Annotated in this window: 20 protein-coding genes, 1 tRNA gene, 1 pseudogene and 1 riboswitch; of the genes and pseudogenes, 8 read left to right on the plus strand and 14 right to left on the minus strand. The window is 68.9% G+C overall.

The annotated features are described in order from the left end of the window. Positions 1-41: 41 nt before the first annotated feature. Positions 42-1400, minus strand: a complete 1359-nt coding sequence (locus tag HLK59_RS28235) for a DUF445 domain-containing protein (RefSeq protein ID WP_171144351.1) — start codon at positions 1398-1400, stop codon at positions 42-44. A 190-nt stretch (positions 1401-1590) separates the two neighbouring features. Between HLK59_RS28235 and HLK59_RS28240 the strand changes: the two genes are divergently transcribed. After that, positions 1591-2853 (plus strand): SGNH/GDSL hydrolase family protein, encoded by a 1263-nt coding sequence (locus HLK59_RS28240; RefSeq protein ID WP_171144352.1) that lies wholly within the window; start codon positions 1591-1593, stop codon positions 2851-2853. Between the two features lie 135 nt (positions 2854-2988). Here the strand turns inward: HLK59_RS28240 and HLK59_RS28245 are convergent, their stop codons facing one another. Genes HLK59_RS28245 through HLK59_RS28260 form a run of 4 tightly spaced genes read right to left on the minus strand, consistent with a single transcriptional unit; the run spans position 2989 to position 6507 of the window. Further along, complete coding sequence (locus HLK59_RS28245) at positions 2989-3816, minus strand: DUF1707 domain-containing protein (RefSeq protein ID WP_171144353.1); 828 nt, start codon at positions 3814-3816, stop codon at positions 2989-2991. Positions 3817-3848: 32 nt separating this feature from the next. After that, complete coding sequence (locus HLK59_RS28250) at positions 3849-4850, minus strand: ATP-binding cassette domain-containing protein (protein WP_171144354.1); 1002 nt, start codon at positions 4848-4850, stop codon at positions 3849-3851. An 18-nt stretch (positions 4851-4868) separates the two neighbouring features. After that, positions 4869-5714, minus strand: a complete 846-nt coding sequence (locus HLK59_RS28255; protein ID WP_346779834.1) for an ABC transporter permease — start codon at positions 5712-5714, stop codon at positions 4869-4871. Then, complete coding sequence (locus HLK59_RS28260; RefSeq protein ID WP_171144355.1) at positions 5707-6507, minus strand: ABC-2 family transporter protein; 801 nt, start codon at positions 6505-6507, stop codon at positions 5707-5709. The genes HLK59_RS28255 and HLK59_RS28260 overlap by 8 nt, the downstream gene beginning before the upstream one ends. Positions 6508-6721: 214 nt before the next feature. Here HLK59_RS28260 and HLK59_RS28265 point away from each other — a divergent pair, with 214 nt between their 5' ends. After that, on the plus strand, positions 6722-9112 hold the full coding sequence (locus tag HLK59_RS28265) for a transglycosylase domain-containing protein (protein ID WP_171144356.1): 2391 nt from the start codon (positions 6722-6724) through the stop codon (positions 9110-9112). Here the strand turns inward: HLK59_RS28265 and HLK59_RS28270 are convergent. The 3 genes from HLK59_RS28270 to HLK59_RS28280 form a co-directional block, all read right to left on the minus strand. Beyond that, positions 9106-9426: an SMR family transporter gene (locus HLK59_RS28270; protein WP_171144357.1), complete on the minus strand. Its 321-nt coding sequence runs from the start codon at positions 9424-9426 to the stop codon at positions 9106-9108. The genes HLK59_RS28265 and HLK59_RS28270 overlap by 7 nt on opposite strands. 33 nt (positions 9427-9459) lie before the next feature. Next, positions 9460-9535: riboswitch (guanidine-III (ykkC-III) riboswitch) on the minus strand. 45 nt (positions 9536-9580) lie between these two features. After that, entirely contained in the window at positions 9581-9931 is a 351-nt protein-coding gene (locus HLK59_RS28275) for a co-chaperone GroES (RefSeq protein WP_171144358.1), read from the minus strand. A gap of 51 nt (positions 9932-9982) precedes the next feature. After that, complete coding sequence (locus HLK59_RS28280; protein ID WP_171144359.1) at positions 9983-10312, minus strand: DUF3618 domain-containing protein; 330 nt, start codon at positions 10310-10312, stop codon at positions 9983-9985. 105 nt (positions 10313-10417) lie between these two features. On the opposite strand from HLK59_RS28280, the gene bcp reads away from it, so the two are divergent. From bcp to HLK59_RS28290, 3 genes and pseudogenes are all read left to right on the plus strand, one after another. Continuing rightward, on the plus strand, positions 10418-10885 hold the full coding sequence (gene bcp / locus HLK59_RS28285; protein WP_171144360.1) for a thioredoxin-dependent thiol peroxidase: 468 nt from the start codon (positions 10418-10420) through the stop codon (positions 10883-10885). Positions 10886-10950: 65 nt separating this feature from the next. Next, a pseudogene (locus HLK59_RS51275) lies at positions 10951-11090 on the plus strand (HNH endonuclease); the annotation flags it as partial. 72 nt (positions 11091-11162) lie between these two features. Beyond that, positions 11163-11246, plus strand: a tRNA-Leu gene (locus tag HLK59_RS28290). Positions 11247-11294: 48 nt separating this feature from the next. On the opposite strand, the gene rdgB is transcribed toward HLK59_RS28290, so the two are convergent. From rdgB to HLK59_RS28310, 4 genes are all read right to left on the minus strand, one after another. Beyond that, positions 11295-11897: an RdgB/HAM1 family non-canonical purine NTP pyrophosphatase gene (gene rdgB / locus HLK59_RS28295; RefSeq protein WP_171144361.1), complete on the minus strand. Its 603-nt coding sequence runs from the start codon at positions 11895-11897 to the stop codon at positions 11295-11297. Positions 11898-11931: 34 nt separating this feature from the next. Then, positions 11932-12330, minus strand: coding sequence for a hypothetical protein (locus tag HLK59_RS28300; RefSeq protein ID WP_171144362.1), 399 nt, complete (start codon positions 12328-12330; stop codon positions 11932-11934). Between the two features lie 142 nt (positions 12331-12472). Next, a complete protein-coding gene (gene rph / locus HLK59_RS28305) occupies positions 12473-13210 on the minus strand; it encodes a ribonuclease PH (protein WP_171144363.1) in 738 nt (245 codons plus the stop codon). A gap of 272 nt (positions 13211-13482) precedes the next feature. Further along, positions 13483-13716: a PTS glucose/sucrose transporter subunit IIB gene (locus tag HLK59_RS28310; protein WP_171144364.1), complete on the minus strand. Its 234-nt coding sequence runs from the start codon at positions 13714-13716 to the stop codon at positions 13483-13485. Between the two features lie 127 nt (positions 13717-13843). On the opposite strand from HLK59_RS28310, the gene HLK59_RS28315 reads away from it, so the two are divergent. Both HLK59_RS28315 and HLK59_RS28320 read left to right on the plus strand, forming a co-directional pair. Beyond that, positions 13844-15136 carry a PTS transporter subunit EIIC gene (locus HLK59_RS28315; protein WP_171144365.1) on the plus strand — a complete coding sequence of 431 codons (1293 nt, stop codon included), beginning with the start codon at positions 13844-13846 and terminating at the stop codon, positions 15134-15136. A gap of 111 nt (positions 15137-15247) precedes the next feature. After that, on the plus strand, positions 15248-16495 hold the full coding sequence (locus HLK59_RS28320; RefSeq protein ID WP_171144366.1) for a PTS transporter subunit EIIC: 1248 nt from the start codon (positions 15248-15250) through the stop codon (positions 16493-16495). Between the two features lie 66 nt (positions 16496-16561). Here HLK59_RS28320 and HLK59_RS28325 read toward each other — a convergent pair whose 3' ends face one another. Further along, positions 16562-17314 (minus strand): MBL fold metallo-hydrolase, encoded by a 753-nt coding sequence (locus HLK59_RS28325; RefSeq protein WP_171144367.1) that lies wholly within the window; start codon positions 17312-17314, stop codon positions 16562-16564. Positions 17315-17560: 246 nt separating this feature from the next. Between HLK59_RS28325 and HLK59_RS28330 the strand changes: the two genes are divergently transcribed. After that, entirely contained in the window at positions 17561-18016 is a 456-nt protein-coding gene (locus HLK59_RS28330) for a type II toxin-antitoxin system PemK/MazF family toxin (RefSeq protein WP_171144368.1), read from the plus strand. 18 nt (positions 18017-18034) lie between these two features. On the opposite strand, the gene HLK59_RS28335 is transcribed toward HLK59_RS28330, so the two are convergent. Beyond that, positions 18035-18985, minus strand: a complete 951-nt coding sequence (locus HLK59_RS28335; RefSeq protein WP_171144369.1) for a cysteine synthase — start codon at positions 18983-18985, stop codon at positions 18035-18037. Positions 18986-18990: the final 5 nt, after the last annotated feature.

Here is an 18990-nt window from a genome sequence, read left to right on the forward strand (position 1 = left end):
GGTGGGGGATCGGGATGGCAATCAAGGCCCAGACAGACCGGCTACGCCCCCAGCGCCCGCGACACCGTATAGATCAGCAACCCCGCCAACGAACCCACCACCGTCCCGTTGATCCGGATGAACTGCAGATCCCGTCCGATATGAGCCTCGATCTTCCTCGTCGTGTGCTCGGCGTCCCAGCCCGCCACCGTGTCCGTGATGAGCAGGGTGATCTCACGGCGGTACGTCGTCACCACGTACACCGCCGCGCCCTCGACCCATCCGTCGACCTTGGCCTGCAACCGGGGTTCCACGGCCATCCGTGCCCCCAGCGAGAGCAGCGACGCCCGCACCCGGAGCCGTAGCTCACTGCGCTCGTCCTCGGCGGCGGACACGATCATCGACCGTACGGCGGTCCAGGCGGAGGCGATCAGGTCCTGGACCTCGCCGCGTCCGAGGACCTCACCCTTGAGGCGCTCGACGCGCGCGCGGGTGTCGGTGTCGGACTGGAGGTCCGAGGCGAAGTCGGTCAGGAAGCGGTCCAGCGCGCCCCGTGCCGGGTGCGAGGGCATGTCCCGCATCTCCGTCACGAACCGCAGCAGCTCCTTGTAGACGCGTTCGCCGACCTTCTTGTCGACGAATCGGGGGGTCCAGCCGGGCGCGCCGCCCTGCACCGCGTCCATGACCTGCTCGTCGTGGAGCACGAGCCAGTCGTGGGCCCTGGTCACCACCAGGTCGACGACCCGTCGGTGTCCGCCGTCCGCGACGATCTTCTCCAGCATCTTGCCGATGCCCGGCGCGATCTCCTGCGCGTCGGCCCGCCGGGTGATCGCCTCTCCCACGACCGCCTGCACGTCGGAGTCCCGCAGCACGGTCAGCGCCCCGCGCAGTGCCGCGGAGAGCTCCGCCGTCACCCGGTCGGCGTGCTCGGGCTCGGCGAGCCAGGCGCCGAGGCGGCTGCCGATGCCCACCGCCCGCAGCCGCTGGCGTACGACGTCCTCGGAGAGGAAGTTCTCCCCGACGAACTCCCCGAGGGAGACGCCGAGTTGGTCCTTCTTGTTCGGGATGATCGCGGTGTGCGGGATGGGCAGCCCGAGCGGGTGGCGGAAGAGGGCCGTGACCGCGAACCAGTCCGCCAGCGCACCCACCATCCCCGCCTCGGCGGCCGCGGCGACATAGCCCGCCCACGCACCCGCGCCGTGCCCGGAGGCCACTTTGGCGAGCACGTACACGACCGCCACGAACAGCAGCAGCCCGGCCGCCGTGAGCTTCATCCGGCGTACGCCGCGCTGCTTCTCCTCGTCGGCGGCGCTGAACGCGGTCATCGCCCGGTTACCGGCGGCGGCCGGGCGGGCATGCTGCTCTACGTCAGCGGTATCCGATTCGTCTGGTTTCGTGCGTTCCGGTTTCGTGCGTTCCATCCACTCCACCCGTTCGTGATCCCCGTGCACATTGTCCCTTCCTGACCGACTCCTGGAACGGAACAGGAGTTCCCGGCGTCTGTCAGGCAGGGAGGCGGGGGGTCCGATCGAGCACCCCTGCCCCATGACGCATCATTAGGTGATCACATCGGAGCCTCGGGCTCCCATCCACCCGAGGAGACCGCACCGCATGACCAGGAAGAGTGGTTATGCCCTGCTTTCCGCGATGGTCGCCCTGATCGTGGCGCTCTCCGCCGCCATATACGTCGGTGTCGCCGCCGACGACGGCAGCACCCACAAGCGCACCACCGTCACCCAGGGCGCCGAGCCCGGCACCGAGACCGAGGGCATGGCGGGCCGCTCGGTGCGCAATGTCGTACACGCCTCCATCAGCGGTACGAGTGCCCGCATCACGCTCTCCAACCTGTACGGCCAGTCGCCGCTGACCGTCACCCACGCGTCGATCGCCGTCGCCGCGGGCAGCGACACGGCCGCCGCGACCGCGGAGACGATGCGGCGCCTCACCTTCGGCGGCAACACCACGGTCGTGGTCCCGGCCGGCGGCCAGGTCATGAGCGACGCGGTCCGCATCGCCATCGCCCACGGCAGTGACGTCCTGGTCACCACGTACTCCCCCACCGGCTCCGGGCCGGTCACCTACCACCCGCACGCCCGCCAGATCTCCTACGCCGCCGACGGCGACCTCACCGAGGACGTGACGGGGACGGCGTACACCGAACAGACCCCGTACTGGCGCTACCTGACCGCGCTGGACGTGCTGAGCAACGAGTCCGACGGCACGGTCGTGGTCCTCGGCGACTCGCTGACCGACGGCATCACCTCCACCGAGGGCGCCAACCACCGCTGGACCGACGTCCTTTCCGACCGGCTGCGCACCGCGGTCGAGGCCGGCCGCGACCTGCCCCGCTACAGCGTCGTCAACCAGGGCATCAGCGGCAACCAGGTCCTCGCCAACGGTCTCGGCCGCCCCGCCGACAACCAGAGCGGCCTGGGCCGCTTCGGCCGGGACGTGCTCGGCCGGACGAACGTGAAGGTCGTCGTCATCGACCTCGGCGTCAACGACATCCTCCGCAACCCGGCCCTCGCCGACCCCGACAAGATCCTCGACGGCCTGCGCACGATGGTCCGCCAGGCCCACTCCCGCGGCATCAAGGTCGTCGGCGCGACCCTGATGCCCTTCCAGGGCCACCGCGGCTACACGGGTGCCAGGGAGGACGTCCGGCAGCGGATCAACGCCGCGATCCGCGACGGCAAGGTCTACGACGCCGTAGTCGACTTCGACGAGGCGCTCAGGGACCCGTACAACCCGCGGAGGCTGCGGTCCGACTACGACTCGGGGGACCGTCTCCACCCGAGCGACAAGGGGTACGCGCGGATGGCGGAGGTCTTCGACCTGGAGGACCTGAAGGGCTCGGCGCCGGCGCGGCTCTAGGGCGCTTCTGATGGATCTTGGTCGGCCTCCGGGCAACCGGTCCGCCCGACGCGGGGCACGTCATGAGGCACCGGCCGTCTCTCCGGGCTCACCTGTTCCAGCCCCGGGGCGGCTTCAAGATTCGCCAGAAGCGCTCTAGTCGTCGCGCCGGTCCCGGTCACGGCGGTCGTGCCGGTCGCGGTGGTCGTGGCGGTCCCGGCGGTCGCGTCGGTCGCCCATCAGGTCGCGGTGTCCGTCCAGCAGCCGCCGGTGCGCGTCCTGCACGTCCTCACGGAACGACTCGTGCAGCTCCCGCATGGACTCCTTCCGGTCCAGCCGCTCCTGCTTCCGCTCGGCCCGCAGCCGCTGCCGCTCCGCCTTGGTCAGCTTCCGTTCGACGCCGACTCCGCCCCAGAAGGCGAACCCGGTGACGACCACGCGCGGGGCGCCCGGATCCCCCGGCACACCCTCCTCGCGCTGGTCGAAGCCGCCCATGATGCCGATCCCGCGCACCACGACCTCGACGCCGGGCGGAACGATCACATTCATCCCGCCCATGATCGCCACGCAGTTGATCACGACCTCACCGTCGGCGAAGTTCGCCTCGCGCAGATCGATCTCACCGCCGCCCCAGAACGCGAAGCCGTTGAACCGCCTCGGCACGGTCCAGCGACCCCGCCGCTGGAACCCGGACATGACGGCGACGGCCCACGTCGAGGACCCCTCGCCACCCGTGATCCGGGATGCCCAACTCCCGTCCGCGACCGGCTCCTTGATCAGGTTCACCGCCGGGCCCGGCGCGGTCGGCAGATCCCGGGTGATCGGTGTCAGCTCGCCGTACGTCCGCGCCTTGAACGTCGCCTCCAGCCGCTCCTCGAACTCCTCCATGTCGAGCCGGCCGTCCGCGAGAGCGTCCCGCAGGACCTCGGCCACTTGCTCACGGTCGGCGTCGGAGGCACGAAGTTCCGGGAGTTCGTCCGTCATGCAATCAGCCTACGAGTTCGAACGCCGCCGCACTATGCGGTGGCCCGCTCCGGCGGGGATTTGGGGGTGTCCCCCATTGAACGCAGCATTTTGGCGATCACCGCCTCGATGTCCGGCTCCCGCACCGACAGGTCCACCAGCGGATACTCCGCCGCGATCCGCGCCACCAGCGGTGCCGCCGACTCCGACGCGGGGAAGGCGAGCCACTGGCGCGGCCCCTCCACCCGGACGACCCTCGCGGGCGCCGGTGCCTCGATCGGCGGCAGCTCCCGCTCCAGGTCCACCACCAGCGTCCGCTCGCTCTCCCCCGCCTCGTGCAGACCGGCGAGCGGACCGTCGTACATCAGACGACCGTGGTCGATCACCATCACCCGTGAGCAGAGCTGCTCGATGTCCTGGAGGTCGTGCGTGGTCAGCAGGACGGTCGTGCCGTTCTCGGAGTTCAACTCCCGCAGAAAACCCCGCACCTTGGCCTTGGAGATGACGTCGAGGCCGATCGTCGGCTCGTCCAGGTACAGCACCTCGGGGTCGTGCAGCAGCGCCGCCGCGATGTCGCCGCGCATCCGCTGGCCGAGCGAGAGCTGTCGTACGGGCACGTCCAACAGGTCGGCCAGTTCCAGGAGTTCGACGCAGCGGTCGAGGTTCTCGCGGTAGCGGGCGTCCGGGATCCGGTACATGCGGTGCATCAGCTTGTACGAGTCGATCAGCGGCAGGTCCCACCACAGCGTCGTGCGCTGTCCGAACACCACGCCGATCCGGTGCGCGAGCCGCGACCGCTCCCGGGACGGGTCGATACCCGCCACCCGCAGCCGCCCCCCGCTCGGCGTCAGGATGCCCGTCAGCATCTTGATCGTGGTCGACTTCCCGGCGCCGTTCGGCCCGATGTAGCCGACCATCTCGCCCCGCGCCACCCGGAAGGAGATCGAGTCGACGGCCCGCACCTCACGCCGCTCCCGCTTCAGGAACCCGGTCTTCCTGCGCACGTCGAAGACCTTCTCGACACGGTCCAGCTCGATGAAGGCAGCGTCTTCCATGACCCCTCAGTTCCCCGTTCAGTTCCCCGTGCTCTGATACGTCCGCAACCCGGCCCGCCACGCCAGCCCCGCCAGCGCACAACACGCCACCGCCACCAGCGGCGACAGGAACGCCACCCACTGGGGCAGCCCGAGCGGCAGCGGCACCCCCAGCACATACGTCGCCGGCAGCCAGTTGACGAAGGCCAGCGGGAACACGAAGGTCACCCCGCGCACCAGTTCCGTCGCGAACACCGTCGGCGGGTACTGGAGCATCGTCGTACCGCCGTACGTGAACGCGTTCTGCACCTCGGAGGCGTCCTTCGCCACGAACTGGAAGGCCGCGCCCGCGATGAACACCGCACCGAAGATCCCGGCACCGCTCAGGATCATCACCGGCATCAGCAGCAGCTTCAGCGGCGTCCAGTCGATGTCGACCGTGGCCAGCCCGTAGACCAGCACCATCACGCCCTGGGTGATCCGGCCGAGGCGCCGCAGCCCGAACTGGTCCGCCGCCATCTGCGCGAGCACCGGCGCCGGACGCACCAGCAACGTGTCCAGCGTGCCGTCGCGCACCCGCCGGCCCAGCTTCTCCATCGAGCCGAGCAGCAGATCGGCGAGGCCGAACGCGGTGCTGGACAGCCCGTACAGGAAGGCGACTTGAGGCAGTGTGTAGCCGCCGAGCGCGTCGACGCGGGAGAACATCAGCATGATCGCGACGAAGTCGAGCGCGGTCGCCGTGAAGTTGCCCAGCGTGGTCATGAGGAAGGAGGCCCGGTAGGCCATCGTGGAGCGGATCCACATCGCGGAGATCATCCGATAGACACGCAGTCCGTCGACGACCCTGCCGCCGCCGCTCCCGGTCACGGAACCCGTCTCAGCCACCCTGCACCACCACCCGCCGCGTCGCCGCCCCCTGCACCATCCGCCCGGCCCCCAGCAGCAGCACCGCCCACATCGCCTGGAAGGCGTACGTGCCCAGCGGATCGGCGTGCCCCATCAGCACATCCGCGGGCGCCTGGAGCAGCGACGACCACGGCAGGGCCCGTACGACCTCGCCGAGCACGCCCGGGAAGACGTTCAGCGGCAGGATCATCCCCGAGCAGAACCACCCGACGAACATCACCATCTGCGCCACCCCCGTGCCGTCGAGCAGCCAGAACGCGCTCAGCGCCACCAGGTACCGGATCCCGAAACTGACCAGCATCGCCAGCAGCACCGCGCCGAGGAACGCCGTCCACGAGGACACGTCCGTCGGCAGCGCGAGGTCGAAGACCAGCGCCCCGAACACGAAGGGGAGCACCCCGCGGCCCAGCAGTTCGAACCCCGCCCGGCCCAAGTCGGCGGCGAGCCACCACAGTTGGAGATCGGCGGGGCGGTACAGGTCGATCGCGATGTCACCCGTACGGATACGCTCCATGAGTTCGCTCTCGACGCCCCCGCCGCCGTTGGCGAGTGTCTTGAACAGAGACTGGCCGATCCACACATAGGTGACGGCCTGCGCCAGGTCGTACCCGCCCAGGTGCGGCTTCTCGTCCCACAACGCGGTGTAGGTGTACACGAGAATCAGCCCGAACACCGTATTGGTGAACACCCCGGCCGCGGTGGCCGCCCGATAGGTCGCGTACCGTCTGAATCCGCCCGCCGCGACGGCCAGGTACAACCGCCCCGAACCCATCAGCTCCAGCCCTCCTCGGACCCGCCCGGACACCGAAGCGCAGGAGCCTAGCCCCCCGGTGGTGACGGATGCCACCCATTTTCCGGGCAGACGCGCGCCGCTCATCGGGAACGGAACGCAGGGTGCGACAGTCTTCATCCAGGGGCGCAGAAGACGTACGAGGGCGTACGGCGACGTACGACGTAAAAGCGTGAAACAGGAGTCCGTGCACGACATGAGCGACGAGCCGCAGCCGCAGCAGCCGAACCAGGGCTGGGCACCCAGAGAACCCCAGGCGGCCGAAGAGCCCGGCGGGACGAACGGGAAGAAGCCCAAGCGGCCCAAGCGGACCGGATGGCGGCGGATCATCCCCACCTGGCGCATGGTGCTCGGCACCTTCGTCCTCGGGATACTGCTGCTGATCGGCCTGTTCTTCCTCGGCTACTCGCTGGTGAAGATCCCGCCCGCCAACGCCCTCGCCACCAAGCAGTCCAACGTCTACCTCTACGCGGACGGCAGCCAACTCGCCCGCGACGGCGAGGTCAACCGCGAGAACGTCGGCCTCTCCCAGGTCTCCGTGGCGGCCCAGCACGCCGTACTGGCCGCCGAGGACCGCGACTTCTACTCCGAGTCGGCGATCGACCCCAAGGCGATGCTGCGCGCCGGCTGGAACACCGCCACCGGCAAGGGCACCCAGTCCGGCTCCACGATCACCCAGCAGTACGTGAAGAACTACTACCTGGCGCAGGAGCAGACCGTCACCCGCAAGGTGAAGGAGTTCTTCATCTCGATCAAGCTGGACCGGGAGAAGTCCAAGGCCGAGATCCTGGAGGGCTACCTCAACACCAGCTACTTCGGCCGCAATTCCTACGGCATCCAGGCCGCCGCCCAGGCCTACTACGGCAAGGACGCCACCGACCTCACCGCCGCCCAGGGCGCCTACCTCGCCGCGCTGCTCAACGCGCCCAGCGAGTACGACGTCGTCGCCCACCCCGAGAACAAGTCGGCCGCCGTCGCCCGTTGGGACTACGTCCTGGACGGCATGGTCAAGGAGGGCTGGCTCAAGCAGTCCGAGCGCGCCGGCCTGAAGTTCCCGATGCCGAAGGAGGCCACCGTCTCCACCGGCATGTCCGGGCAGCGCGGCTACCTCGTCAACGCCGTCAACGACTACCTGGCCGAGAACAAGATCCTCACCGCGGACGAGCTGGACGCCGGCGGCTACCGCATCACCACCACGTTCCAGAAGAGCAAGCAGGACGCCTTCGTCGACGCCGTCAACGACAAGCTGATGGACAAGCTCGACAAGAAGAACCGCAAGGTCGACACCTACGTCCGAGCGGGCGGCGCCGCCGTCGACCCGAAGACCGGGCAGGTCGTCGCCATGTACGGCGGCATCGACTACGTCAAGCAGTACACGAACAACGCCACCCGCCGGGACTTCCAGGTCGGCTCCACCTTCAAGCCCTTCGTGTTCACCTCGGCCGTCCAGAACGAGTCCACCACGCAGGACGGCCGCACCATCACCCCGAACACGATCTACGACGGCACCAACAAGCGCCCCGTCGAGGGCTGGACCGGCGGCTCCTACGACCCGGCCAACGAGGACGACGTGTCCTACGGCGACATCACCGTGCGCACCGCCACCGACAAGTCGGTGAACTCGGTGTACGCGCAGATGGCCGTGGACGTGGGCTCCGACAAGGTCAAGGACACCGCGGTCGCCCTCGGCATCCCCTCCGACACCCCCGACCTGACCGCGTCGCCCTCCATCGCGCTCGGCGTGAACACCGCCAGCGTCCTCGACATGGCGGAGTCGTACGCCACGCTCGCCAACCACGGCAAGCACGGCGCGTACACCCTGATCAAGACCATCACCCGGGACGGCAAGGACGTCGTGGAGCTGCCGGAACACAAGAGCACCCAGGCGGTCTCCCGCCAGGCCGCCGACACCACGACGTCGATCCTCCAGAGCGTCGTGGAGAACGGCACCGCCACCGCCGCCCAGGCCGCCGACCGCCCGGCGGCCGGCAAGACCGGCACCGCCGAGGAGGACCAGGCCGCCTGGTTCGCCGGCTACACCCCCGACCTCGCCACCGTCGTCGCGGTGATGGGCCAGGACCCGGTCACCGCCAAGCACAAGTCGCTCTACGGCGTGATGGGCCTGCCGCGCATCAACGGCGGCGGGGCGCCCACCGAGATCTGGTCCCAGTTCACCAAGGCTGCCCTGAAGGGCAAGACCGCCAGTGAGTTCGACCTCGAACTCCAGGAGGGCGCCGACGTCGTCGAGACCCCGACGCAGGAGCCGACCTTCGAACCCCCGGACGACACCGAGGGCCAGGACAACGGCGGCACGACCGACGGCGGCCAGGACACGGGCGGCCAGACCGACGGCGGCACGACGGGCGACACCACGACGACCGGCGGTACGACGGGCGACACCACCACGGGTGGCACGACCGGCGACACCACCACCACGGGCGGGACGACCGGCGACACGACCACCACCGGTGGCACGACAGGGGACACGACCACCGGCGGCACGACGGGGGACACGACCACCGGCGGTACGACGACCGGTACGACAGGCGACACCACGGCGGGCGGGGGCCCACCCACAACTCAGTGACCGGACGTCGCCTTCAGCCCGACGACAGCGACGAGCAGCAGACATACGAAGAAGATCCGGGCGGCGGTCGCCGGCTCCCCCAGCACCACCATGCCGAGCACCGCCGCCCCGGCGGCCCCGATACCCACCCACACGCCATAGGCGGTACCGATGGGAAGGGTCTTCGCGGCGTGGGACAGCAGCAGCATGCTCGCGACGATCCCGGCACCGGTGAGCAGACTGGGGACCAGCCGGGTGAAACCGTCGGTGTACTTCATACCGATCGACCAGCCGACCTCGAGCAGACCGGCGACGACGAGCAGAACCCAGGCCATGACAGGCACCTCCGAGACGCGGATTTCTTCACGGGTGCGTCGTCTTTGCTTTTCAGCCCGGTACGGCGCGTCTCGTCGGGTCGTCCTTCCAAAATAGCAAAGGAACAGCAAAAGGGGCTGGTGACGATGGTCACCAGCCCCTTCCGGCTTCGAATTACAGGTACAGCCCAGTCGAGTCCTCGGACCCCTCGAACCGGTCCGCGGCCACGGCATGCAGATCACGCTCGCGCATGAGCACATAGGCGACGCCCCGCACCTCGACCTCGGCACGGTCCTCGGGGTCGTACAGAACGCGGTCCCCCGGCTCGACGGTCCGGACGTTCTGCCCGACCGCGACGACATCGGCCCAGGCCAGCCGCTTGCCGACGGCCGCGGTGGCGGGAATGAGGATGCCGCCCCCGGAACGCCGCTCGCCCTCACCGGCGTCCTGCCGCACGAGCACACGGTCGTGCAGCATCCGGATGGGCAGCTTGTCGTGCGGGGTGTTGTCTCTGTTGGCGCTCACGGCTGAGAACCTACCTGCCTGAGAGGTGTATGTACGCGCCCGGGTCAGCCCTTACGCCTTACGACGCCGGGCGCCCAGGGCGAGCAGCCCCACGAGCCCGACGGCGACGAGCGCGACGGGAATGACACGCTCCAGACGCGGGGCACCGTCACCGTCGACGAACTGGGCCTTGGTGTTGCTGACGGCCCGGTTGACGCCGACGTAGGCCCGCCCGAGCGTGTGGTCGATGTTCGACACGACCTTGGCCTTGGCGTCGCCGACGATCGTCTTCGGGTGCACCCGCACCCCGATCTCGTCGAGCGTCTCGGCCAGGTTCTCGCGGCGGCGCTTGATGTCCGCCTCGATCTGCGCCGGGGTTCTGGTGTCCGACGTGTCCGCCACCGTACGGCCTCCGAGGTGTCAGTCGATGTCTGTCGATGCTGTTCCGGACAGTCTGTCAGTTGTCCGGGCGACCGCACTGTCGGCACCCCCGGTTAGGCTGGCCCGATGAGCGAGCGACTCCAGCCCGGGGACGTGGCCCCCGCCTTCACCCTCCCCGACGCCGACGGCAATGACGTGTCCCTCTCGGACCGCAAAGGCCGCAAGGTCATCGTCTACTTCTACCCCGCGGCCCTGACCCCCGGCTGCACGAAGCAGGCCTGCGACTTCACGGACAACCTGGAGGTGCTGGCCGGCGCGGGGTACGACGTCATCGGCATCTCCCCCGACAAGCCCGAGAAGCTGGCCAAGTTCCGCGAGAAGGAGTCCCTCAAGGTCACCTTGCTGGCGGACGAGGACAAGACCGTCCTCGACGCCTACGCCGCCTTCGGCGAGAAGAAGAACTACGGCAAGACCTACATGGGCGTCATCCGCTCCACGATCGTCGTGGACGAGGAGGGCAAGGTCGAACACGCCTTCTACAACGTCCGGGCGACAGGCCATGTCGCGAAGATCATCAAGGACCTGGGCATCTGACACCCCCACTTCCGCGGACCGAGCGGCCCACACCGGGATGACCTGGTGCGGGCCGCGAACGGGTGGCCGAGTGCGGCACCGCCCCCGAGCGGCTCGGCAAGCCCATGACGCTGGAGGTCGATCACATCAGCGGGCCTGGAGCGACCACCGGCGGGAGAATCTGCGGCTGCTGTGTCCCAACTGCCACACGATCACGGCCACCTGATGCCGAGGCGGGCGCAGAGCCCGCCAGGTGCTCGAATACGGGACCGCCTCGCCGGGTAGCATGAGCGCGCGGGCGGCCGTGGCGGAATTGGCCTACGCGCAGCACTTAGGATGCTGTGGGAGAAATCCCTTGAGGGTTCGAGTCCCTCCGGCCGCACACCTTTGATTCGAAGGTCCATCCCTACCGGGTGGACCTTCGCTGCTGTCAGCCCAACAGCTCCCGCACCACCGGCACCAACCCCCGGAACGCCTGGCCTCGATGGCTGATCGCGTTCTTCTCCTCAGCCGTGAGCTCGGCGCAGGTTCTCGTGTCCCCCTCCGGCTGGAGGATCGGGTCGTAGCCGAAGCCGTTCGTGCCGGTCGGGGTGTGGCGGAGCAGGCCTCGTAGGCGGCCCTCGACCACCCGTTCCGTGCCGTCCGGCAGGGCAAGGGCCGCCGCGCAGGCGAAGTGGGCGCCTCGGTGTTCGTCCGCGATGTCCGACAGTTGGGCCAGGAGCAACTCCAGGTTGGCGCTGTCGTCGCCGTGCTTGCCCGCCCAGCGGGCCGAGAAGATGCCGGGGGCGCCGTTCAGGACGTCCACGCAGAGGCCCGAGTCGTCGGCGACCGCCGGCAAGCCCGTTGCCCGGGCGAGGGCGTGGGCCTTCAGGAGGGCGTTCTCGGCGAAGGTGACGCCGGTTTCTTTGACGTCCGGGATCTCCGGGTACGCGTCCGCGCCGACGAGGTCGTGGGGCAGGCCCGCGTCGGCGAGGATGGCGTGGAGTTCGGTGATTTTCCCGGCGTTGCGGGTGGCGAGGATCAGGCGGGTCATGCCCCTCAGTATCCCGGGCCCGGCCCTCCCCCGCTTACGACGTGCAGACCTTCGTCAGTTCGCCCGCCGCGTCCGTGATGGGGGTGAGGTCGGGCGTCTCGTCGCCGTTCTCGACGGCCGTACGGACGTTGCCCACCGCCTCGTTGAGGTTGTCGACGGCCTTGTTGACGTCGGCGTTGTCGGTCTTGTCGCCGATCTCGTCGAGGTTCTTGTCGATGGAGGCGAGGGACTCCTCGATCTGTGTCGGGTCGTTGGACGCGTTCTCGACCGCCTGCTGGAGGTCCACGACGCTGTCGGCCACGGCTTCGGCGGTCTGGACGCAGTCCAGTGCCTTGCTGACCGCGTCGCAGCCGGTGGTCAGGCCGACCGTCAGTCCTACCGCCGCTACGACTGCGGCGATCGCGGTGCCTCGACGGCGTCGGCTCTCGGCCATGGTGATGATCCTCCCTTGCTCAGCCCCAAGGGCCCCCGTGTACTGGCCGGGCGTACGGCGGTGTGCCGTACGCCCGTACCCGTAGTGACGCGAGCGCGGGCGGTCGGGTTGCCCGTTCCGACCGCTTTTCTTGGTGCGTCCTTTACTTTTCGAGGACGGTATCAAGGGCCTTGCGCTGGAGGACAGCGAGTTCCGTGCAGCCCGAAACGGCCAGGTCGAGAAGGGAGTTGAGTTCGTCGCGGGCGAAGGGCTCGGCCTCGGCGGTGCCCTGGATCTCGACGAAGCGGCCGTCGCCGGTGCAGACGACGTTCATGTCGGTCTCGGCGCGGACGTCTTCCTCGTAGCAGAGGTCCAGGAGCGGGACTCCGCCCACGATGCCCACCGAGACGGCCGAGACGGTTCCCGTCAGGGGCTGGCGGCCGGCCTTGATGAGCTTCCTGCCCTGGGCCCAGGAGATCGCGTCCGCCAGTGCCACGTACGCGCCGGTGATGGCCGCGGTGCGGGTGCCGCCGTCGGCCTGGAGCACGTCGCAGTCCAGCACGATCGTGTTCTCGCCGAGCGCCTTGTAGTCGATGACCGCGCGCAGGGAGCGGCCGATGAGGCGGGAGATCTCGTGGGTGCGGCCGCCGATCTTGCCGCGGACGGATTCGCGGTCGCCGCGGGTGTTGGTGGCGCGGGGCAGCATGGAGTACTCGCCGGTCACCCAGCCCTCGCCGCTGCCTTTGCGCCAGCGGGGGACGCCTTCGGTGACGGAGGCGGTGCAGAAGACCTTCGTGTCGCCGAAGGAGACGAGGACGGAGCCCTCGGCGTGCTTGCTCCAGCCGCGTTCGATGGTGACGGGGCGGAGCTGTTCGGGGGTGCGGCCGTCGATTCGAGACATGGCGCTGAGCCTAGCGGCAGGGCCGGCCGCCAAACTCCCGGCGTCCGCCCGAAGGGCGGGCCCGGCGGCGTCTGGTGCTCCCCCAGAGGGGGTACCCCCAGATCGCAAGGCGCCGGAGCGCCCTCGTGGCGGAGCCACGTGGGCGATTCGGCAACGCGGCGAGCGTGCGTGCCAGACGCCGCCGGGCAGGCGGGAGTTTGGCGGCCGGCCCTGAGATACGGAAGGGGCTCCTCCCGCGGTGGGAAGAGCCCCTTCCGGGGTGAACGGGCGGCTCACATCATGTCTTCGATCTCCGCGGCGATGGGGTCGGCGTCGGTGCCGATGACGACCTGGATCGCGGTGCCCATCTTGACGACTCCGTGGGCGCCGGCGGCCTTCAGGGCGGCTTCGTCGACGAGTGCCGCGTTGTGGACCTCGGTGCGGAGGCGGGTGATGCAGCCCTCGACCTCTTCGATGTTGTCGATGCCGCCGAGCCCGGCGACGATCTTCTCTGCCTTGGTGGCCATGTCGGTCTCCTCATGCACAGTTGGCCCAACTTCGCGAGCGATTGCGCTGTACGTACCGAAAGATGACGTCACAGCAACCCAATCGTCCGTAACTGGTCTACACCACCTGACAGGCGGTCGCCAACTCATGAGTTCCGACACCGAGATCTCTTCCGCACGCCGACGGTGGCAGTCGGTGTTCCAGGGCCTTCAGAAGATGGGCCGCAGTCTTCAGCTCCCCATCGCCGTGCTGCCGGCCGCGGGCATCCTCAACCGGCTCGGGCAGCCGGACGTGTTCGGGGACGACGGGCTGGGCTGGACGAACGTCGCCAAGGTGATGGCGGGTGCGGGCGGTGCGCTGCTCGACGGTCAGCTGGGGCTGCCGCTGCTGTTCTGCATCGGTGTGGCGATCGGCATGGCGAAGAAGTCGGACGGTTCGACGGCGCTGGCCGCGGTGACGGGCTTCCTCGTCTACTACTCGGTGCTGCGCCAGTTCCCGGAGGACTGTCCGGACGGGGCGAAGGCGGTGACCGGCATCGGCTGCCAGGCTTCGGTGGACGGCACGGTGGCGGCGTTCACGTTCCAGAATCCCGGCGTCTTCGGCGGCATCGTGATGGGTCTGCTGACGGCCTTCTTCTGGGCGCGTTATCACCGTACGAAGCTGGTGGACTGGCTCGGCTTCTTCAACGGGCGGCGGCTGGTGCCGATCATCATGGCGTTCGTGGCGATCGCGTTCGCGGCGCTGTGTCTGTGGATCTGGCCGCCGATCGGTGACGGCCTGGAGAGCTTCAGCGACTGGCTGAGCGACGCGGGTGCGTGGGGTGCGGGCATCTTCGGTATCGCGAACCGGGCCTTGCTGGTGATCGGGTTGCACCAGTTCCTCAACGTGCCCATCTGGTTCCAGTTCGGCACGTACACGAAGCCGGACGGCACCGAGGTGCACGGTGACATCAGCATGTTCCTGGCGGGCGACCCGAACGCGGGTCAGTTCACGTCCGGGTTCTTCCCGATCATGATGTTCGCCCTGCCCGCCGCCGCGCTGGCGATCACGCACTGCGCCAAGCCGAGCCGCCGCAAGGAGGTCGGCGGGCTCATGCTCTCCGTCGCGCTGACCTCGTTCGTCACGGGGATCACCGAGCCGATCGAGTACTCGTTCCTCTTCATCGCGCCGCTGCTGTACGCGGTCCACGCGCTGCTGACGGGCGTGTCGATGGCGGTGACGTGGGGGCTCGGGGTGCACGACGGGTTCAGCTTCTCGGCCGGGTTGATCGACTACATCATCAACTGGAATCTGGCGACGAGACCGTGGGCGATCATCCCGATCGGTCTGTGCTTCGCGGTCGTCTACTACGTGATCTTCCGGTTCGCGATCACGAAGTTCGATCTCAAGACCCCGGGCAGGGAGCCGGAGGACGAGGTCGAGGACGTCACCAAGGTCTGACCGTACGTAGCCCTCCGGTTGCGGAATTGACGGGTTCCTTATATCGGCCTCCATCGTGTACAACAGGTCTACACCACTGAGTGGTGTAGACCACCACCCGATGGAGGACGTATGAGCACCGCCACCGACACGGCGGTCCCCGCGAAGAAGCGGGGATCCGGTCTTTTCCAGGGCCTGCAGAAGGTCGGCCGCAGCCTTCAGCTTCCGATCGCCGTGCTGCCGGCGGCGGGCATCCTGCTGCGGCTGGGCCAGGCCGACGTGCAGGACAAGCTGAACCTGCCCGACAAGGTCACGGCGGTCTTCGCCACGGCCGGCGGGGCGATCTTCGACAACCTGCCGATGCTGTTCTGTATCGGGGTCGCGATCGGCTTCGCCAAGAAGTCGGACGGCTCCACCGCGCTGGCCGCACTGGTCGGGTTCCTGGTCTACAGCAATGTCCTGAAGGCCTTCCCGGTGACGGAGGCCAAGGTGCAGGCGGGTGCGGACATAGCCGCGACCTACAACAACCCGGGTGTCCTCGGCGGCATCCTCATGGGTCTGCTGTCCGCGGTGCTGTGGCAGCGCTACCACCGCAAGCAGCTGGTGGACTGGCTCGGCTTCTTCAACGGCCGCCGGCTCGTCCCGATCATCATGGCCTTCGTCGGTACCGCCATGGGCGTCTTCTTCGGTCTGGTCTGGGAGCCGATCGGTGAGGTCATCTCCGACGCCGGTGAGTGGATCACCGGTCTGGGCTCGGTGGGTGCCGGTCTGTTCGGCCTGATCAACCGTGCGCTGATCCCGATCGGCATGCACCAGTTCGTCAACACCGTCTCGTGGTTCCAGATCGGCGACTTCACCGACTCCGCGGGTGCCGTGGTCCACGGCGACCTGAACCGCTTCTTCGCGGGTGACCCGACCGCCGGTCAGTTCATGTCGGGCTTCTTCCCGATCATGATGTTCGGTCTGCCGGCCGCCGCGATCGCGATCGCCCACTCCGCTCGCCCCGAGCGCCGCAAGGCCGTGATGGGCATGATGGTCTCCCTCGCCCTGACGTCCTTCGTGACCGGTGTGACCGAGCCGATCGAGTTCTCGTTCATGTTCATCGCCCCGGTGCTGTACGTGATCCACGCGGTGCTCACGGCCATCTCCATGGCGATCACCTGGGCGCTCGGTGTCCACGCCGGCTTCACGTTCTCCGCGGGCGCCATCGACTACGGCCTCAACTGGAACCTGGCCACCAAGCCCTGGCTGATCATCCCGATCGGTCTGGTCTTCGCCGCGGTCTACTACGTCGTCTTCCGCTTCGCCATCACCAAGTGGAACCTCCCCACCCCGGGCCGCGAGCCCGAGGAGGAGGTCGAGGACCTCACCAAGGCGTGAGTGCGGCCCGTCCGAACAGCGCGGAGGCCCCCGGAAGTTCCGGGGGCCTCCGTCATGCCGTAGGGCTCAGATGTCGTACGACACCCTCGGCGCCGCCAGCTCCACCGGGCCGTCGAAGACCGCGCGGGCGTCGGTGAGGTTGGCCTGCGGGTCGGTCCACGGGGGGATGTGGGTGAGGACCAGGCGGCGGGCACCTGCCCGGGCCGCCGTCTCACCCGCCTCGCGGCCGTTGAGATGCAGGTCGGGGATGTCCTCCTTGCCGTGCGTGAAGGCGGCCTCGCACAGGAACAGGTCGGTGTCCCGGGCGAGTTCGTCCAGGGCCGGGGTGGTCCCGGTGTCGCCGGAGTACGTGAGCGACTTCCCGCCGTGTTCGACGCGGATGCCGTACGCCTCGACGGGATGCGCCACGCGCTCGGTGTGCACGGTGAAGGGGCCGACCTCGAAGGTGGACGGCTTGACGGTGTGGAAGTCGAAGACCTCGCTCATGGAGGAGGCGGTCGGGGTGTCCGCGTAGGCGGTGGTCAGCCGGTGTTCCGTGCCCTCGGGTCCGTAGACCGGGATCGGATCGCAGCGGCCGCCGTCATGGCGGTAGTAACGTGCGACGAAGTACGCGCACATGTCGATGCAGTGGTCGGCGTGCAGATGGCTGAGGAAGATCGCGTCGAGGTCGTAGAGACCGCAGTGGCGCTGCAACTCGCCAAGGGCACCGTTGCCCATGTCGAGAAGCAGCCGGAAGCCGTCGGCCTCTACGAGGTAGCTCGAACAGGCCGATTCCGCGGACGGGAACGACCCCGAGCAGCCGACGACGGTGAGCTTCATAAAGCAGAAACCTCCGCTGGCGGGTAATCCAGGAGATCCCGAGATCCAGGAATCCAGAAGATCGGGAACGGGGACTCGGGGGTCTTGCGGTCCGTCGAGCGTAAGGCGCAAAACCCCTTGTCGCTCCTCCGCCAAGGGCTGTTGTGGGCGAACTCACCTGTGCTGTCACCGGTTCGGCTGGACCGGGGGCGCGGAAGGCTCGGCAGAAGGCGCGCGGTGCGGATCGTGCGCCGGTAACGTCGTCGTATGGACACGTCCTGGTGGCTGGCGCTCGTAGCGGTGGTACTGCTCGCGCTGGTCGCCACGCTCGTGGACGGCTGGGGACGGGGGCGCAGGCCGGAGGGCCGCCGGACCCGGCCGCCGGGGCGTCCCGGGCGGCGGACCACCACCGCGCGCCCGCAGCCCGCGGAGATCTGGTGGGCGAACGTGCCCTTCGAGGACGGGCCGGGGGTCAAGGACCGGCCGTGTCTGGTGCTCGCGGTAAGGGGGCGTCGGGCCGTGGTCGCGAAGATCACCAGCAAGTACCACGACGAACGGGCGGGGGTCATTCCGCTGCCGCCGGGTTCGGTGGGCGATGCCCATGGCCGCGCGAGCTTCCTGGAGACGGACGAGCTGCGCGAGGTGCCGGTGTGGGACTTCCGGCGCAGGGTGGGCGTGGTGGACCCGGTCCTGTGGGACCAGGTCCGTCACCTGGCGACGTAGAGCTTCAGGGACGAGGGCTCAGGCCCAGAGCTGGCCCTGGAGCGTCTCGATCGCTTCCTCCGTGGTCGCCGCCGTGTACACACCCGTCGACAGGTACTTCCAGCCGCCGTCCGCGACGACGAACACGATGTCGGCGCTCTCCCCCGCCTTGAGCGCCTTGTTGCCGACGCCGATCGCGGCGTGCAGGGCGGCGCCCGTGGAGACGCCCGCGAAGATGCCCTCCTGCTGGAGGAGCTCGCGGGTGCGGGTGACCGCGTCCGCCGAGCCGACCGAGAAGCGGGTGGTGAGGACCGAGGCGTCGTAGAGCTCGGGCACGAAGCCCTCGTCGAGGTTGCGCAGGCCGTACACGAGGTCGTCGTAGCGCGGCTCGGCGGCGACGATCTTGACGTCCGGCTTGTGCTCACGGAGGTAGCGGCCGACGCCCATGAGGGTGCCGGTGGTGCCGAGGCCCGCCACGAAGTGGGTGATGGACGGGAGGTCGGTGAGGATCTCCGGGCCGGTGGTGGCGTAGTGGGCGCCCGCGTTGTCCGGGTTGCCGTACTGGTAGAGCATCACCCAGTCGGGGTGCTCGGCGGAGAGTTCCTTGGCGACGCGTACGGCCGTGTTGGAACCGCCCGCGGCGGGCGACGGGATGATCTCCGCGCCCCACATGCCGAGCAGCTCCCGGCGCTCCTGCGAGGTGTTCTCGGGCATCACGCAGACCATGCGGTAGCCCTTGAGCTTGGCGGCCATGGCCAGGGAGATGCCGGTGTTGCCGCTGGTCGGCTCCAGGATGGTGCAGCCCGGCGTGAGCCGGCCGTCCTTCTCCGCCTGCTCGATCATGTGCAGGGCGGGGCGGTCCTTGACCGAGCCGGTGGGGTTGCGGTCCTCCAGCTTGGCCCAGACGCGGACCTGGTCGGACGGCGACAGCCGCGGCAGGCGCACCAGAGGGGTGTTGCCCACCGCGGCCAGCGGGGAGTCGTAGCGCATGGAGA

The sequence above is a fragment of the Streptomyces sp. S3(2020) genome (assembly GCF_013044505.1).
Taxonomy (GTDB): Bacteria; Actinomycetota; Actinomycetes; order Streptomycetales; family Streptomycetaceae; genus Streptomyces.